Here is a 16,550-nt window from a genome sequence, read left to right as displayed (position 1 = left end):
TACCGATGCTTGCACACCGGTAATTATGTCTTTATTTTATTCTGAAAATTATAGAGGAATATGGCCTACAATGTCACAGTTTTTTACTGAATACACCAAGTCAGCGATACGCTCGTTAGGGTTGTCATCATCATTCCAATTGTACTTATGTAGGTAAGCAAACTTATCTTTAGTCTCTTTATCTGCGTGTTGTGAAATAATCATTAACTCGCCATATTTTGAGGTCGAGACGAATAAATCTTCTGAGTCTAGCATAGCGTGAGCTTTTTGCATTTCTACTTTGCTAAAAACACGTTCACTAGCAAAATAAGAATCTACAGAAATAAGCGCTTTATTGTTTAGTGCTTCAGCATATTCTAAAGTCGATTCTAAATCATCTAAGTTTTGGTACGCATCGTCAAGCAGTTTTGTACCGTCGTAAATTTCTAAATCGGCCATAGTTAAATACACGTAACCATCTGGTGTATCTATCCCATACACCGCAACTATTTTAGAAGGATCCCCTTCATTATCGCCTTTTATAGCGGTGGTTTGTAGAATTTCACCATCTAAACGGTCCCAAGTTCCTGCTTTTACGATAGGATATACTTTGTATTCGCCTTGGCTTGCTTTTGTTACGATAGCCTGAATGTCTTCTAAATTATCTGTTCTATTAAGTGGATTGACTTTCATCTTATTTGTTTTATTGTTTAGCACAAAATTAGAGAAGCATCTCAGTTTTTTTATCCCTGTATTCAGCCATTTGATGATTTAATTGTATCTCCATAAGATCAATTTTGTTCCGTTTAATACATAAAAAAAAGGTAATCACGTTTTTGTAAATACCTTTTTGTTGTTCTTATTTTTGTTCAGATTTAATATTGAATTTTATTGAAGCGTTATGTTTTATGCGTCTTCAGACAAATTATCCAAGGCGATATGTCCCGTAATACGGCCTGCTTTCATGGTAAAAAGAATATTCGCTATAGGCGCATTTCCGTAGCTATCGTCTTCCCAAGCATCCTTGTGTAAGTTTAAAAAGGTTCCGAGTAAAGCTTCGTCTGAGTCTCTTGAAATGACCATCATACAAGAACGCCTTGGTACGGAAACAAATAATTCCTCGGCTTCTAACATAGCATGAGCTTTTAACATATGTGCTTCATTGAGAATGCGTTCACTAGAAAAATCGTTTCCACTAGAAGTCAGAACCTTATTTTGTAATGCTTCAGAATAGGTGAATTCTGTTTCATAATTTCTTAAGTTTCTAAAAGCTTCATTTGTAATTTCCTTTTGATCCATAGTTTCTAAATGCTGTTGCGTAAGAAATACAAAATTATCTGGTGTATCCATTCCATAAGCAATAACGATTTTTGGCCCAGCTTCTGTTTGTATTAAATTAGAATTTAATGCTCCAGCTCTTAAACCCACCCAATTTCCTGGTTTTAAAATAGGATAGATTTTTTGATCACTATTTTTAGTCTGTTCAACTATTTTGTCTATTTCTTCTTGAGATTTTTCTTTTCCGTAAAGTGTACCGCTCATAGTGTTGTGTGTTTATTGTTTCCTGCAAAATTAGAGTAGCAATTGTCATTTTTTATCACGGTATTCCGCTATTTCTAAGTGTACTTAATTAGTTACAACGTTTAATTCTATAACATTGAAACCATAAAAAAGGCATCCTTAATTTTAAGAATGCCTTTTTTTTCTGTGTTTTTTTAATTGAATTATAATGGAATATGTCCTACAATACTACCATCTTTTACAATAAAAAATGAATTTGTAATAGGTGCGTTACCAAAACTATCATCCTCCCAAGTATGGTTGTGTAAAAATGCAAATTTATTAATCGTGTCTTCATCTGCTTGTCTTGAAATAATAGTCATACAAGTTCTTCTAGGGATAGATACTAATAATTCTTCAGCGTCTAACATGGCATGTGCTTTTAACATATGTGTTCTAGAAAGAATGGTTTCACTAGAAAAATCGTTTGCGTTAGCACCAACTGCTTTATTATCTAAAGCTTCAACAAATTCTAATCCCGTATCACAGTTTGCTAAATTTTCAAATGCTTCTTGTGTAATTTGTTTAGCATCCATAGTTTCTAAGTGTTTTTTAGTTAAAAACACAAAGTTGTCTGGCGTATCCATACCATAACCAATCACGACTTCAGCGCCATCTTCGGACGGAATTAAAGTAGAACTCAAAGCTCCTGCTTTTAATCCAACCCAATTTCCTGGTTTTAAAATAGGATAGATCTTTTGATCACTATTTTTAGTTTGCTCTATTATTTTTTCTATTTCTTCTTGAGATTTTTCTTTACCGTGAAGTGTACCGCTCATAATGTTGTTTTTTTATTATTTATTACAAAATTAAAGAAGCATCTCAGTTTTTTTATCACGGTTTTCAGCCATTATGAGATTTAATGGTTTACCTAAATAGGGTGTTTTTGTTTAATTTATTGAAAAATAAAAGTTGTTCTTATAGATAAGAACAGCTTGGTTATTGGTGATAATTAGCTTGTTTTTAGACAGAAGTTATTTACGGACAATCTAGTGATGCTATTAAAAACTGACCGTCTTTATTTTCAATAATTGCGATACTACGTGTGATGCCTATGCCTTTAAAAATGTATTGGTTGTCTTTCTTTTCTATAAATTCAGGCATTAAAATAAAATTTCCTTTTGAAGTGACATCAATTTTAGGATCATGCACTGGTAATTGGTGATAGACTTCATGTAATGTCATATACTTATATAGGTAAGTATTCTCAAAACAATCAACAAAATCAGTGTAGGTATGAATTACATTTTCATAGGTGGTTATATCTTCTTCAATTTCAAATGGCTTGTCGTTAAACTTTTCAATGCGCTTTTCTGTTGTTTTATGTATAAGTTTTCCTTTAAAATCAGGAATAAGAACGCCGTCGTATACCTGTTCTAATTGAGGTCTAAAAGTTGTCAAGTCTGAACTGTGAATAAACCCAGAACAGCCTTGGCCTTTTACTTCAACAAAATGTCCATGAAGTTGAAATCCTTCACCAATGTGTATGGATTGTTTTGTTTCAATAATTTTCTCTGCAACAATTTTCTCTCCAACTGTAATGCGCGTTATCAATTTTGAATCTAACGAAGGTTTTTCATAAAGTTGCGCTCCAAAAATAGTGATGACAAAGAACGTGTTTTGGGCACTCTTTTCTTTTGAAGAATTACCCGTTGTCCTTTTAAGACCTGCGCTTTTCATTGTTTCAATGTTTTGAATTGAACACCTTTTTTGTGAATTATTTCCTTAGAAATAGAAAACGTTGCTAAATCTATAACATAGCGTTTAGATTTATAGATATACGATACCTTCTCTATTACCACTTCTTATGTAATAAAGTATATTAGCGATATGAGTATTGTCGTTAGTTTTATCGTTCCAATTATGTCGATGCACGTATAAAAACATATCTAAGAGATCTTTATCTGAATCTTTAGGAATAATAAGTATATTACCACGTCTAGGTATAGATACATACAATTCTTCTGACTCTAAAAAATCATGAGCCATACGCATTTGTGTATAACTAAGAACTCTTTCATTAGAAAATCGAGTTCCATTTGAACTCAATACTTTATTATCAAATTCTTTTTCAAACTTAAATCCTTGTTCAAGCCCGTCTAAGTTGTCGTTAGCTTCTTGATATAAGTTTCTATTCCCAAAGAATTCTTTATGTTTCTTTCCTAGATACACTAAGCCATCTGGGGTTTCTACAGCGTAAGATTCAACAACTAAAGGAACATCTTTATTATTATCTTCAGTAACTTCTACATTATATAACGCACCATTTTTAACACCAGGCCAACTTGCTGGTTGTAGCACAGGATAAAGTTTATATTCTCCATCTACAGCTTTTTGTACGACTTGGTCTATTTCTGCTAAATAGTGTTCTTTTTCTTCAGGTGTCATAATTATAATTTTGATGTTTTGTTTTAGTCAAATTTACATGATGATTGTAGGTTGTTTATCACCGTATTCAGCCATTTTTAGGTATAATGGATTATGTAGGAAAATGTGATTTTAAAGCATAAAAAAAGGTGTTCTTTAGTATAAGAACACCTTGTTAAATTTATAGTTAAGTATTTATTTTAGTATTTTAAATACATAACATGATTAGGGTTTGTATGCGTCTCAGATATTTTAAAATCATAAGCTCCAGCAATCTCAAAGCACATTTTTGTATAAAAATTTATCGCCTTTTGGTTTTCTGTCCAAACGACTAACCAAATTCCGTTTTGGTGCTGTTTTTTAGATAGCGCAATATTAAAATCGAGTAATTTTACACCTAATTGTTTTCCTTGAAAGGCTTCTAAAAGATAGATGCGGTCTAATTTGGTAATGTTTTTATCGTTTATATTTATATTAGGACATTGCAATTCTATTTTTGAAAATCCAGCTATGGTTTTATTAAAATAGATGAGATGATAATCTACCTGTTTGTTTTCGAATTCTTTACGAATAGCTTCGGTATTGTAGGTTCTTAAAATGAAGTTATTTATATCCTCTTTAGAAGCACTATGGCCATGAGATTCGGAAAAGGTCTGTTGTGCTAGTTTTGCAATTAAGTCGGAATGCTCGGCATTTGCTTTTATAATGTCAACCATTTAAATACCTTTATTTTTTAGTTGGAACTTCTTTTTTTTGCGAAATTATAGTATTTATAAATACTGAAACTCTAAATTTTAGTTAAGAATTAATGTTTGTAGTTGAATAATTTTGGCGTCCACAAATAGAAATGTGCCGTGTCCGGAAACTTGTTTTGTAAAAAGCCTAATATCATCACCAGAAGAAATACCAATGTTTACATCAAATAAAAATTTTGCGTTTTTAAAAGCGAAAGAATTGTTTATACAATCTACAGAAATATGAATTGGTTGTAATGTAACAGTCCAATAACTAGAAGCTTCATTACCAAAATTTGTATTCGCTAATAAATTTCCCCAGGTTGTATTATGGTTAGAAATTTGTGTTGCTAATTGGTTTTGTATGTTTTCTGTTTTCATATTTGCTGATAAAAAACTACCAATACGTACCTACTAAAAACGTCATTCTTATAAAGGCAATTACACTTTCTGACGTTAAATCTAAAGGCGTTTTTAGATCTGTAATTTCATCTTCGTCTACAAATACTACAAACAATCCGTCTTTAAAAGCGAGTAAAACATTATCGATTGCTTTTTGCAGATTAGCTAAATCTGTGTTGGCTAATTCGCCAAATTCTACTTTACCGCTTTCTGCTTTTTCTTCTATTTCTGCCGGACTTAAAAAACCAATGACATTAACTTCTGTTCGTTTTTTATTAAAGGCTTCTACTTGATTTTTTACACAACCGATTAATAGTTCTTCTAAATTTTTCGGGTTTTCGTCTAGAGTAAAAGGTACTTTTTTTACTTTCTTTTTACCTAATCTTTTAAGTTGTAACGTTAATTCCATAATATGCTAAATGCTTTTTGCGTTAGGGATTGCCGTGAAAAGCCCACAGTGCGATAGCACGAGGACTTGCAACAGAAAGCCCGACCTCGCCTAAGCGAGGTAACGCCCTAATGATTGTATTAACTATTTATCTGTGCTAAAATTGTTGGATCTTGAATTTTATTATCTTCTGAAAGTAATTTCATTTTAGAAATAATCTCGGCAGATTTTGGATCGTCGTCTACAAAGGGTAAAAATAGTCGACCTCTATGCTGACTATGAACAGGAATTATAGATAATGCGAGTCCGTTTTTACTGACCTGGCCACTTCCTAAATGAATACTATATTCGCCAAAGGTTCCTTTAATAAACACAAAACGTTCTTTAACGGTAATGTTTTTAAGTTTAAATAATTTTGCAGATTCTTCTGCCAAAGCAGCACGCATTTGCATGGTACTATGACTTGCTTCTGGGTCTACACCACCAACGTGCGCAACGCTAACCACCAAATCGATATCGCGCATAATTTCGCTAAAAATTACTGGCGGAATCTCTGTAAGCGGAATGTTTTTATAGCTGTCTATGGAGTGAAACTGAATCACTTCTAAAGTTGGTGCCTCTATATCTGAGGGTGAAAACCAATCTGCCATTGCATACATCGTAGCAATAAAACCTTGCTTGTGATATACTTTTTGCAAGCCGTCTTCCATACTTACCGTCCAACCACGACCACGCAATAAAGCGACGGTTTTTTTAGGCTGAATTTGATGTCCTTGGTAACGCTCAGACCTATTACTATGCTCACGCTCGTCGTTCGTGATTAAATACAACTCTCTAAAAATTTGTTTAAAGGGTTGTGTAATGCGCTCTGCAAATACATATTTTTGATATAAGTCCCAAGCAATCGATTGGTATAAATGAGAGGCGTGTGCAATAAGCAACACATCATCTTCTGCCAATGCTTGCACTTTACCATCGGTATCTACCAGTGCACCATTGTTGTAAAATCCTGAAATTTCTTTTTCTGGAACATACAATACTAAGTTTTGCAACATGGCTTTTACAATAGGATGTTGCATTAACTCGTGAATTTCTTTAGCCGAAAATTCATCTTCATTAACCATTGCGTTTTCTAAAGATAAACGCGTTCTGCTGTATTGTTTAGACAGGTAATTTTTATTGTCTTTTAAAGCGACCACTTGCTTGTCTTTGCGTAGTTTTGCTGGTATGTTTTTTAGTGTTTTACCGGCTTTGGTGACTTTAATTGTGGTTTTACCTAACTCTGTAATGCCAAGTTCTATAACCGTGTCGTCTATGGTGACTACCGCATTTTCCATAATGGCTTGCGTAGCTTTGGCTTCCATTGCCCAACTAAAACGTACGCGGTCCTTATAACCCGCATTACGAGATAAGTTATCTAATGCAATCTCTACAGCGGTAGCTTCACTTTCTTGACGTTGTGCCCCAAATTGCTTACTTTCTTTTAAAAAGGTTTGCAAGAGGTTGTAACGTTTTAATAAATCTTTTTCTGGTACGGTTTTACTTAACGGAATTAATCCTAAAGCACGCACGTAATCTTTATCGCGTTTGTCTTTAATCTTCTTAAGCGTTTCGGTGATTTTAACTTCACCAAGCATTACGCTAGAATAAAGTTTTACTTGTCTATGTCCGTTTCCATCGGTAATATATTTAGCAGCATCGTGAAGCAGTTTCCAATTGGTTTTTCCTAAGTTTTTGTACACTTTGTTAAACCAATCGATATCTATAGCGCCAAGTGCAAAGTCGTTTTTAGGAATGTTAGAATAACGTGCAATAATGGTTTCTTTTTCACTATTCATATATTCTGAAGCGTGCGCTTGAAACCACCAAACGGCGTTTTCTAGGTTTTCAATTTTTAAATATTCACCCACAACATTGGCCCATTGTGTAGCGTAACAGGCTAACTCTATCAAGCGTTTTTTACTTACTTTAGAAGCATCGGCTAGTTTGGCGAAATCGGCATAAGATTCTGTGTCTTTAAAGGCCGTTCGTTTAAGAATAGTACTGAATTTAGATTTTTTACTATCGCCATAATAACTATAACCACGCTCAAACGTATCTTTTCCTAAACGTTCTAAAACGCGAAAAACATAATCTACACCTTCTACGCGGTGAATACTATTAATATAGCCAGAAGCTGGTGTTGCTAAATCACCACGTTCTAATTCTGTTTCCAGCAGGTTGGTTTTTAAAGGTAGAAATACGTGTTTTGGAATGCTGTTACGTTCTATTCCTTTTTTAAAGTTCATTCTGTAATTAAAACCACCATCCATAATACTCATTATAGAATGATTGTTTAGCGATTGGAATAGTAAATCGTCATCATTAATTAAACCGGCTTTGTATAATTTTAGGGTGATTTCTACCTCTGGAAACTTTAACGTTCTCTTATTGATATTCTCTTCTGTAAGCACTTTAATGGTAGTGGCCTCACTAGGATGTTCCATATTTTGAGCCGATAAATACATTTGAATCGCCCAATATTTATACAGTTGCTCGTTGGTTAGCTGATCTAGATGATTTAAGCCAAAATTTGGCGTGTATTCCTGAATTATGGTTGTCCAATTATGAGTTATCGTGCTGTAATAGGTTCTTTGCTCTTGAAATTGGGTGAGCTTGTGTTTATCAGGGAAATTAGCAATCATATCCTCATACATCTTAAACTTAAAATCGCCCACCATTTTATGGTCTGCAAAAGCCCAAAACAAACGTTTTAAAATTTTGTTATAGGTTTTAGATTTTGAGTAATAGCGTTCTACTTCTCCTAAGTTTAAGCCCGCCAAATCTGGGTAATATTGCTGTAAATACGGCTGAAGAATGGTATAGGTTCCAAAAGGTGCTTCTCGATTATTGATGTAGCGAATAACCGAATACATTTCAAAATCGTTAAGCTCGCTTTTTTCATACCAAGAAATCCAAAGGTCGGCGAGTGGTAAGTTATGCAGTTGCTCTAAAGCTGTGGCATCTTCACCTAACTTTTTCATATCGTGAACCCCTTTATTAAGATACGTGGTGTGCATTTCATCATCATAGGCTAACATCTGATATTCGTGATTGCGATGTTCTGTAACCAAATTAATTAACTGATTGACTTGAGTCACAATTTTCTTTACATCAATAAAATCTTTGAATTTAAACCCAGAAGCCTCTGAAGTTGAAATGCCTAGCTTATCAAAAATATTAGTCTTTGTTTTAAAATGCAATTGCGGAATATAAAGCGGTGATAAATTATTGTAATCTATAGCACCAAAACCATTACTGTAATTATATTCTTCTGTGTTATCAGAAAATTTATCTAGATAAACTTGCTCGTTTTTAGTGATTTTAGGACGTTGCTTATAAAGTGTTATCTGTTCTACTGTAAAATTAGATTGTCTATTATTATCGTGTAAAAGCGTCAAAATTTCTAAAGCTGCTAAACGTTGTTCTATATTTTTAGCTTGAATTAAATTGGTGGTGCTATGACGTAAAGTATCTATAGGTAAGTTTATTAATAACTGTATTAGCGAAGTCCGTAACATTTTACTTTTTCGTCTTAATAAATCTTCAATAATCTCTAATTCGGTATCGTACAAATGCATTTTAAGGAACAGGCTTAATCCTGTAGCCATTACCAGTTCGTTTCTGTTGTAAATGGCGCGTCTTGCTAAAGCTCTTTTCCAAGAATTTTTGTCGTAATTTAATTCTACTTTGTGCTTTATTTGTTCTTTGTTGTAGTATAACGAATAGCTGTAGTTTTTAGGGAACACCTTTCTAAAATAAGCTTCTCTAAATTCTGAAGGAAAATCTTCAAAATCAGGCGCCATTAATTCTAATTGTGCTTCTGTAGCACTATTCATTATAAAATTGAAGAAATAGTCTGATCCTGGGATAAAACTCCACCACGAGAATATTTTACTTTCGTAAACTTTTCCTTTTTCTGAAGCATTTTTAGCAACAGTAAGTAGTTTTTCGAAGGTGGTATTATTTAAAGACGTTTCTGGTAAGTTTACTGCCATCCAATGATCTAAGGCGTAATCTTTTCCAATATGCTCTATAAAATAAGGTACTAGCGCATCGTTTGTTTTATCGGTTTGACTCATAAAATACAGCGAGAGTATCTTTTTATTTCGGTCTTCGCTATCAAATACAATGTCTAGTGCTTTTCTATTGGCGGTATCCACATCTAAAATACCAATAGCCCAAAGGCCAACTAACACTTCAATATTATCTTTACTTTTTAAATAGGTATCTACTTCTTTTAAGTCGAAAATTAAAGAATGCGCGAGAGTCAATATGCGATTGATAACCGCTTTTTTAGGCATTTCCCAATTCAAACTAAACCAGGTACAAACCGCTCTAGTTACACTACTAAAACGGGCTAGGTCATTATCTATAATAACCTGTAACATATACTTAAACGCACCAAGACTACAACTATCTAAAGTTTCTAATATGGTTTGCCTTAAACCTTCTTGACGTTGTGCTGCAAGTAGCAATTTGGCAACCATTTCCCAGTGTTTTTCCTCTTCAGAATACAACAGCGCTTTGATAATATCTGAACTTACGCCACCAATCTCATCTTCTCCTTGAATAATATCGTCTAGCAACGCATCAAATGCACCTTCTGCATTGTGTAAAATAATGGCTAGAAAAAGATCTTGGTTACCTGAAAAGTAGGTGTTGTATTGAAACTGTTCTATTAAAGATAAGCCACCAAACCCCATTCTACTGGAATTCAGAAAACCTCTAAAAGCTACTATTTTTTTGTGTAAAACATCTTCTCCAGCTCGCGATCTAAAGGCTTGCCTGTTATAAGAATCTTGATAGGGTAAGGTGTTTATAAAATCCCACATTGCTGCTAAATACGGTGCTTGAATAACACCGTATAACTGCATCCCTAAACGCATCCCTTCTGGTGTGGTCCAAGGATTTATATTGAAAGGATCTTCAAAGGCATCAATAAAATCATACTGATTATAATAGACACGTTTATCTTTTTCTATACCAGCAAGCACTTTTGCTAAAACACGATAAGGCTCAGAATACGCACGAAATTCAAACCGGTCAACGGCTGGTTTTGCGTATTGCTCCAAGTATTTTCTAGCATCTTCTATAGGGATCATATCTCTTAAATATTTTTAACTATGGTCATTAACAATAATTTGTCTTTTTCTAAACAAACTGAATTACTGATGGCAAGGTAAAAGAAATCTGTTTGTTAAAACTCACGGTATTTAGTGATTTTTATAAGGGAATTTTTTTACGTTTTAAATATCACAGAATACAGTGACAAATGACACCGCGTTTTAAAATAGGTTTGTAATATAAAATTAAACAGCCTTATGATATTTGCTAAACACGAACTTGGTTTCAACTTTTATAAAGACGAAACATCTTTTGAAAAAATTAAAGGATGTGAAAATTATCCTGAAGATTTTTATTACGAGATTTTTGTACTCGCAAAATCTACTAAAAACAAGCAGATTAGAACCGAATGTACCAATATCATAAAAAAACAGGCACCAGAAGCTTTACAATTAGCTTTAAAGAGTCGAAAAAAAATAACGCTGATAGAAGATTCTTCTTCTTTTAAAAAGAAGCTGATTACTATATTAGAATACGGCGTACTCTCAGAAGACTTAGACCTTTTTAAACTATACACACTGGTTTGTAGGCGTTTAACGCTTTCGCTTGAATATGCAAAAAAAGAAGTCATTGAGCTTTTCATGGAAACACCACGTCTTTTAAGTCAGTTTAATGGTATTAAAGAATTAACAATTAGCACCTCTAGACAAGAAGAAGGTTTTAGAAACGTTGTAAACAACATAACGCAACTTACTTCATTAGAAAAACTTGAGCTTGAAATTGATTATAAATACATACCAGAAGAACTAGAACGATTAGTTAACTTAAAAGAGTTTATACTAGAAGCACCTAACTTAGTACGGGTTCCCGTAGGAATAACCAAGTTAAAAGCACTTAAAAAGTTGGAGTTTAGGGGGAGTTTTCCTTATGGTGAAGACGAGCCTAACCCTAACATAGTTAACTTTACTTGGCTTAAAGAATTGACAAGTTTAAAGGATTTAAAAATAGGCTCTTTTGCGGTACAAGATCTCTCTGATGTTGAGCTTCCGCTAAGTTTAAAAAAATTAGAGCTTTTTAGGTTTGAGAATTTAACCGCTTTACCAGAAACACTTGGTCACTTGCCCAAATTGAAAAAATTAAGGCTAAGTGGTATGAGGGAGCTAGAACAATTTCCTGCATCTGTTAGTGAATTTAAAACCTTAGAGGTTTTTGAAGCTATTCATTTATCTAAATTAAAAAAAGTTCCTGCATCTTTTATTTTTGGACCAAATATTAAACGTCTACTAGGTTTGTATACAGAGTTTATGCCTTATGGAGTAACACCTGTAACTAAACTAAAAAGAATCGTTTTCACCAATCCAGAGCTTCTTAGTTTTGTATTAGATAATGCCTTGTCTTTTACTAATTTAAAAGAGATAGAAATTAATTGTGATGCACCACAAAGAAGAAGTCCACATACGTTTTCTGCATTTAAAAAACTTAAAAACCTTAAGTATAAATTAGCACATCATTTAGAATGGGTTTTAGAGGGTATTCACAAATGTAAAAAGCTAGAAGACGTTTTTATTTCTGGTATATATAATGGAGCTGATGCTGAAATAACGAACGCTGACGTTACTAATTTCCCTCAAGCATTTTCTAGAGTAAAGCATTTACAAACCTTACGCATACAAAGTGCAAAAGCACTAGTTTTAAATACAGATTATTTACCTATAAAGACAGACAGTCTTACCATTACAGATATAAAAGTCATTGAGCCAGGTGTTGAAGATTTTGAGGTAACTACTATAAAAGTAATAGATACACCTATTACCGCATTGCAAAAATTTTATTCGGTCATACGTGCTAAAAAAATTAAGTTAGACGATGTAAACAGTGTTAAAAATGAGACTTTGGATTTTGATAATTTTAAAGACCCTGAAAGCTTTAAAGATTTTATATTTAATAGTAATGTAAAAGGCTTAGACAAAGCATTAAAAACACTTTGTAATTTACAATCACTAACCATTGATTTTAATAAAGATAATGCCGAACAAAACAATGGTTTAACCGCTTATACACACCATAATTTAAAAAACTTAACCATTAAAAATTTTAATGGTAACACTAATGTTATTAAGTTATTATTGGAGCATACGCCTCATCTAGAATTTTTAGAAATTTACGAGTGTGTAGGACTTGTAGATTTACCTAAGGTTACTTTAAACAAACTAAAAACACTGAAATTATTTTATAGCGATGATATACAGTCTATAGAAAACTTAACAGTGCCCAACATAGAACTTTTTAAAGTTTTATCGTGTGACAATTTTGGTTACGATGCTATGGTTACGGCATCGCATTGGAAAACGCTTAAATTTCTTTGGTTACAAAGCATTAGTAGAGATCTTGAAACCTACCCAGAGACCATTGCAGACTTAAATTTAGACACCTTTTTTATTGATGGATTTTTAACTAAAAGACAAATCCCGAAATGGATAGGAAGAATGAAATCCTTACGAGTTTTAGGCATAGAAAGCTTTAAGTATTCCCCATTACCGGAAGAATTAGCTGAATTAACCCAATTAAAAATAATGAGCATTAGAAGCTGTGATTTTACAGAACAAGTGTCTGATAAATTTAAGAATCTGAATTTAGAGGAATTAATTTATAGGTTTTCAAAATTTAATGGAAACAATATGAAGTGGTCTAAATTTTACGCATTAGCTGGAAATAAAATATTAAAAGAGGATTTTGATAACAGAGATGAAAAATATAATCTGTACTGTTAAAGAAATTAAAGCACAACGTACTGTATCTAAAAAAACTGTTTCCAAAAGAAATTTATACTTTAAAAATTAACGATTACTATGACAAAACCAACAGAAATCCCTGAATTCACCTATTATAAAATGGATGAATATTATGAAGAGATTAAAAAGTCTAAAAACTTTCCAGAAGATTTTTATTACGAAATTTTTACGATTGCAAAAGCAACAACAGATAAAGAAAATAGAGCAGAGTGTGCTAACATCATAAAAAAACAAGCCCCAGAAGCTTTGCAACTAGCCTTCAAAAGCCGAAAAAAAATAACACAAAAAGGAAAGCGTGTAGCCAGAATGATTTCTATTTTAGAATATGGATTGCTATCTGAAGACTTAGACCTTCTTAAATTATATAACCTAATTGGTGGAGCCTCAGAACTATGGCTTTTTCATTCTTCGACAGATTTTTTAGATCGCTTGTTAGAACATCCACATATATTAAGCCGATTTAACGGCATAAAAAGTTTAGAAATCCATTTAAAAGGACAAGGCAATACCTATGATAGTATAATTAAAGAGATATCAAAATTAACGTCTTTAGAAGAAATAGATCTCGAAGGTGATTATGAACAACTACCAGAGGATTTTGGTAATTTATCAAATTTAAAAAAATTAAAGCTTGTTGCGCCTTGTTTAAAAAGGTTTCCAAGTACAATGTCTCAGCTAACATCCTTAAAAAAAATACGCATTGAAGGTGATTATTGGATTGGAAGAATTATTCCTAATATGAATCTAACCGATTTTAATTGGCTTACAAACCTTACTAAATTAAAAGTATTCAAACTACGTTATGTAGGCGTGCAAGACCTGTCTCAAGTCGTGTTTCCCGCCTCTTTAAAACGTATAGAATTGTTTTACTTAAATGAATTAACAGCATTACCTAAAGATGTTAGTCATTTAAAGCAACTAAAAGAGTTTGAGATTTTATCTAAAAGCATAGATAACTTACCAAGTGGTTTTGAAGATTTACCAAAATTGGAACTTTTTAAACTTCATGCGCCTAAGATAGATTCCATATCGTCTACCTTGTTTTTTGGAGATGCGTCTAGATGTTTTGGAGATACACCTAGACCTAAATTAGAAACAAAAATTACATATAGCGAAGAAACTAATATTACACCAATGACGGAAGTTAGTCTGCGAGAGTCTATAGAAATAGATTCGCCTAAACTTCTGAACTTTGTGTTAGACAATGCTTCGTTTTTTCCTAATTTAAAGACGATAACTGTAGATTGTGAAGCACCAGAAATTCCGCATAAAACATCATTAGCTGCATTTAAAAATTTAGCAACGCTTCATTATAAACTAGAGCATAAATTAGATTGGCTTTTTGAAGGGATTGAGCAATGTACAAATCTTAAAAATGTAGAATTATACAGATTTCAAGAGTGGCATACTAAAGATATAAAATTAGCGGTTAGAATTTTTCCAAATGTATTTTCAAAAATAGCTCAGTTAGAAAACCTGACCATTAAAAATGCGAGTGCTTTAATTGTAAATACTGACTATTTACCTAAGCATATTACCAATTTGACTATTTCTGAAATTAAAGGCATAAATGCAGGAACAGAAACGTTTGATGTGTTTAATCTGGAAATTAAAGCCACACCAATTCTTAATTTACAGGAATTTTATACAGTAATTAGTGCAGCTAAATTTAATCTTGGACATAGAAATGATGACGTCAATAATGTTTTAAATTTTGAAACCTTTAGACATCCAGAAAAAATTGAATCGTTTGATTTTACCAGTGATGTGAGTCAGTTAGATAGCTTGCTTAAAAACTTCATCAATTTAAAAGAGCTTACCATTACATTTAAAAAAGCTAATCCAGAACATAACAATGCATTGACCGCTTTTAAACACCCAAATTTAAAAGTATTAAGAATTGATGATTATAACGGAACTACCGAAGCTTTAGAGCGTTTATTAACACATACACCAAACCTTGAGTTTTTAGGAATATTTGAAGCTAAAGGTTTTGATGATTTCCCTGCGGTAACCTTGCCTCAGCTTAAAAAATTAAGAATGCAGAGTGTCGCGCTTAAAACCATAGACAATTTAAACGTTGACACTATTGAAGCGGTAAAACTGATACATTGTGATCAGATTAACGATAAAAGTATTGAAGCCATATCGCGTTGGAGTTCTCTAAAACACCTTTGGTTAGAAGGCTTAGATGAAAAAGGAAGCATATATCCAGAATCGATTTCTGAGTTGAATTTAGAAACGTTTTTTATCAGTGCACATAACAGAGAAGAAAAAATACCAACTTGGATTGCGAATCTAAAAAACCTACGTGTTTTAGGGATAAATAACTTTAAACAGGTCATTTTACCTGTAGAATTAGCCACATTAACACAGCTGGAAGTATTAAGTATTAGTGGTTGTGAATTTTCTGAAAAAGTATCTGAAGAATTTAGAAACCTTAACCTACAAAAATTGGTGTATTGGACCTCTAAATTTAATGGTAGCAATATGAAATCTGAACTCTATGAGCCACTAGAACATAAATTAGTGTCTCAACGTAATTTTGATGATATAGATAGTGAAGTACCTTTTAGAATGTAATGGCATACACTTTATCGCAAAAAAAAAAGCTTCATATTTCTATGAAGCTCTTTGAGCGAGAGACCGGGTTCGAACCGGCGACATTCAGCTTGGAAGGCTGACGCTCTACCAACTGAGCTACTCTCGCATTTTGTAATTAAATTGCTTTAATTAATGGTATTTCAATATGTAAAATCGTCATGTTTATTTTAGATTACTTCGCTTCGCTTAGTATTCTGGATTGGTGACTCAATCCAAATGATTTTTAAATGCTGTTTTACAAAAGTTAACTTTTGATAACTTCTCTTTAAAAATCATTTGTGGGGAGAGCAGGATTCGAACCTGCGAAGACGTAGTCAGCAGATTTACAGTCTGCCCTCGTTGGCCGCTTGAGTATCTCCCCAAAACTTTAATTCAATATTTCAAACTAAAAAGACTCCACAATTCAGGATGTCTTTAGAGCGAGAGACCGGGTTCGAACCGGCGACATTCAGCTTGGAAGGCTGACGCTCTACCAACTGAGCTACTCTCGCAATTTTGGTAAGCGAGCGCAAATATATAAATATTTTTTAAAATTGCTTTGATTTCTGAACATTCTCAAAAAAAATCTGACTTTGGCTGAATTTTTTAATGGAAAGGCACAATTAAGAAGTCTCAAAA

11 protein-coding genes and 3 tRNA genes are annotated in these 16,550 nt (G+C 33.0%); 2 read left to right on the top strand and 12 right to left on the bottom strand.

Going from position 1 to position 16,550, the window contains the following annotated elements:
• Nucleotides 1–48 precede the first annotated feature (48 nt).
• The 9 genes from DFQ09_RS14915 to DFQ09_RS14875 all read right to left on the bottom strand — a co-directional run bounded on the left by DFQ09_RS14915 (nucleotide 49) and on the right by DFQ09_RS14875 (nucleotide 10,574).
• Entirely contained in the window at nucleotides 49–672 is a 624-nt protein-coding gene (locus tag DFQ09_RS14915) for a hypothetical protein (protein ID WP_115811742.1), read from the bottom strand.
• Nucleotides 673–885: 213 nt separating this feature from the next.
• Nucleotides 886–1,521: a DUF1444 family protein gene (locus DFQ09_RS14910; RefSeq protein ID WP_115811740.1), complete on the bottom strand. Its 636-nt coding sequence runs from the start codon at nucleotides 1,519–1,521 to the stop codon at nucleotides 886–888.
• Between the two features lie 182 nt (nucleotides 1,522–1,703).
• Nucleotides 1,704–2,318 carry a DUF1444 family protein gene (locus tag DFQ09_RS14905; protein WP_115811738.1) on the bottom strand — a complete coding sequence of 205 codons (615 nt, stop codon included), beginning with the start codon at nucleotides 2,316–2,318 and terminating at the stop codon, nucleotides 1,704–1,706.
• Between the two features lie 199 nt (nucleotides 2,319–2,517).
• Nucleotides 2,518–3,219 carry a hypothetical protein gene (locus DFQ09_RS14900; protein WP_115811736.1) on the bottom strand — a complete coding sequence of 234 codons (702 nt, stop codon included), beginning with the start codon at nucleotides 3,217–3,219 and terminating at the stop codon, nucleotides 2,518–2,520.
• Nucleotides 3,220–3,309: 90 nt separating this feature from the next.
• Nucleotides 3,310–3,927, bottom strand: a complete 618-nt coding sequence (locus DFQ09_RS14895; RefSeq protein ID WP_115811734.1) for a hypothetical protein — start codon at nucleotides 3,925–3,927, stop codon at nucleotides 3,310–3,312.
• Nucleotides 3,928–4,106: 179 nt separating this feature from the next.
• A complete protein-coding gene (locus DFQ09_RS14890; protein WP_115811732.1) occupies nucleotides 4,107–4,622 on the bottom strand; it encodes a GNAT family N-acetyltransferase in 516 nt (171 codons plus the stop codon).
• A gap of 78 nt (nucleotides 4,623–4,700) precedes the next feature.
• The gene (locus DFQ09_RS14885; protein ID WP_115811730.1) at nucleotides 4,701–5,021 is read right to left on the bottom strand and encodes a hypothetical protein; all 321 of its coding nucleotides are present in this window, start codon (nucleotides 5,019–5,021) and stop codon (nucleotides 4,701–4,703) included.
• 16 nt (nucleotides 5,022–5,037) lie between these two features.
• Nucleotides 5,038–5,451 carry a hypothetical protein gene (locus DFQ09_RS14880; RefSeq protein WP_115811728.1) on the bottom strand — a complete coding sequence of 138 codons (414 nt, stop codon included), beginning with the start codon at nucleotides 5,449–5,451 and terminating at the stop codon, nucleotides 5,038–5,040.
• 119 nt (nucleotides 5,452–5,570) lie between these two features.
• Nucleotides 5,571–10,574, bottom strand: coding sequence for a DUF4132 domain-containing protein (locus DFQ09_RS14875; RefSeq protein WP_115811726.1), 5,004 nt, complete (start codon nucleotides 10,572–10,574; stop codon nucleotides 5,571–5,573).
• 219 nt (nucleotides 10,575–10,793) lie between these two features.
• Here DFQ09_RS14875 and DFQ09_RS14870 point away from each other — a divergent pair, with 219 nt between their 5' ends.
• Together DFQ09_RS14870 and DFQ09_RS14865 are read left to right on the top strand one after the other, a co-directional pair.
• Nucleotides 10,794–13,307 carry a leucine-rich repeat domain-containing protein gene (locus DFQ09_RS14870; RefSeq protein WP_115811724.1) on the top strand — a complete coding sequence of 838 codons (2,514 nt, stop codon included), beginning with the start codon at nucleotides 10,794–10,796 and terminating at the stop codon, nucleotides 13,305–13,307.
• A 78-nt stretch (nucleotides 13,308–13,385) separates the two neighbouring features.
• Nucleotides 13,386–15,911, top strand: coding sequence for a leucine-rich repeat domain-containing protein (locus DFQ09_RS14865; protein WP_115811722.1), 2,526 nt, complete (start codon nucleotides 13,386–13,388; stop codon nucleotides 15,909–15,911).
• A 54-nt stretch (nucleotides 15,912–15,965) separates the two neighbouring features.
• Here DFQ09_RS14865 and DFQ09_RS14860 read toward each other — a convergent pair.
• From DFQ09_RS14860 to DFQ09_RS14850, 3 genes are all read right to left on the bottom strand, one after another.
• Nucleotides 15,966–16,038 (bottom strand) — tRNA-Gly (locus tag DFQ09_RS14860).
• A gap of 173 nt (nucleotides 16,039–16,211) precedes the next feature.
• A tRNA-Tyr gene (locus tag DFQ09_RS14855) sits at nucleotides 16,212–16,293 on the bottom strand.
• A gap of 57 nt (nucleotides 16,294–16,350) precedes the next feature.
• A tRNA-Gly gene (locus DFQ09_RS14850) sits at nucleotides 16,351–16,423 on the bottom strand.
• Nucleotides 16,424–16,550 lie beyond the last annotated feature (127 nt).

The organism is Winogradskyella pacifica (assembly GCF_003386275.1).
Lineage (GTDB): Bacteria > Bacteroidota > Bacteroidia > Flavobacteriales > Flavobacteriaceae > Winogradskyella > Winogradskyella pacifica.
The sequence above is the reverse complement of the archived record's forward strand: the minus strand, read 5'-3'. Positions and strand labels throughout refer to the sequence as shown.